General features: G+C 50.8%; 1 protein-coding gene. It reads right to left on the bottom strand.

Going from position 1 to position 1,295, the window contains the following annotated elements; genetic code table 11:
* Window positions 1-992: hypothetical protein (locus MM213_RS20645; protein ID WP_241414778.1), on the bottom strand; the 992-nt coding region annotated here is incomplete at its 3' end.
* Window positions 993-1,295 lie beyond the last annotated feature (303 nt).

Genomic DNA, 1,295 nt, shown 5'->3' with positions numbered 1-1,295 from the left:
TCAAACACATTCACTACATCATCCTCACCATCGTAACCGTTGATGTCTATCACCGTGTCATCAGTCGCCACTATCTCTGCCGCTTCTACCGTGATGCTTATCGTCGCCGTAGCACAGTTGTCCGGATTCAATACCTCACAGATGCTGTACTCCAACGTATAGGTACCCGCAGGCGTACCGGCAAGAACGTCTACACTGCCGTCTGCATTCAATACTACCTGAGTAGTTGGGTTGYTGTCCGCGTCTAGGAACGATACRGGAGTGATGACCTCTGTGCCTCCTACCGACAACGTAACCTCGGATGGATCTACTGGATCTCCGTTCAACGTGTCATTATCAAACACATTCACTACATCATCCTCACCATCGTAACCGTTGATGTCTATCACCGTGTCATCAGTCGCCACTATCTCTGCCGCTTCTACCGTGATGCTTATCGTCGCYGTAGCACAGTTGTCCGGATTCAAYACCTCACAGATGCTGTACTCCAACGTATAGGTACCCGCAGGCGTACCGGCAAGAACGTCTACACTGCCGTCTGCATTCAATACTACCTGAGTAGTTGGGTTGYTGTCCGCGTCTAGGAACGATACAGGAGTGATGACCTCTGTGCCTCCTACCGACAACGTAACCTCGGATGGATCTACTGGATCTCCGTTCAACGTGTCATTACCAAACACATTCACTACATCATCCTCACCATCGTAACCGTYGATGTCTATCACCGTGTCATCAGTCGCCACTATCTCTGCCGCTTCTACCGTGATGCTTATCGTCGCYGTAKCACAGTTGTCCGGATTCAATACCTCACAAATCTGGTATGTGATTGTATATGTTCCCGCTGGGGTGTTCTCAGGAATGCTTACGATGCCTGTAGATGGATCGATGCTCGGTACAGGACCGCCGTTGATCGGTGTCGCTGCCGTAACTATCGTCAACGTCACATCATCTATCGATACAGGATCTCCRTTCAACGTGTCGTTTGTCAACACATTGCCCGCGTTCTCTGTGCCGTCTAGGCCRTTGATCGGACCGAAGTCGTCATCAGTCGCCGCTATCTCTGCCGCTTCTACCGTAACCTCTACAGAGGCCGTCGAGCAGTTCGTAGGGTTCAGATCCTCACARATCTGGTATGTGATTGTATATGTTCCCGCTGGGGTGTTCTCAGGAATGCTTACGATGCCTGTAGATGGATCGATGCTCGGTACAGGACCGCCGTTGATCGGTGTCGCTGCCGTAACTATCGTCAACGTCACATCATCTATCGATACAGGATCTCCGTTCAACGTGTCGTT

The organism is Belliella alkalica (genome assembly GCF_022549785.1).
In the GTDB taxonomy this organism is placed as follows: domain Bacteria; phylum Bacteroidota; class Bacteroidia; order Cytophagales; family Cyclobacteriaceae; genus Belliella; species Belliella alkalica.
This window is presented reverse-complemented; position numbering and strand designations above follow the sequence as displayed.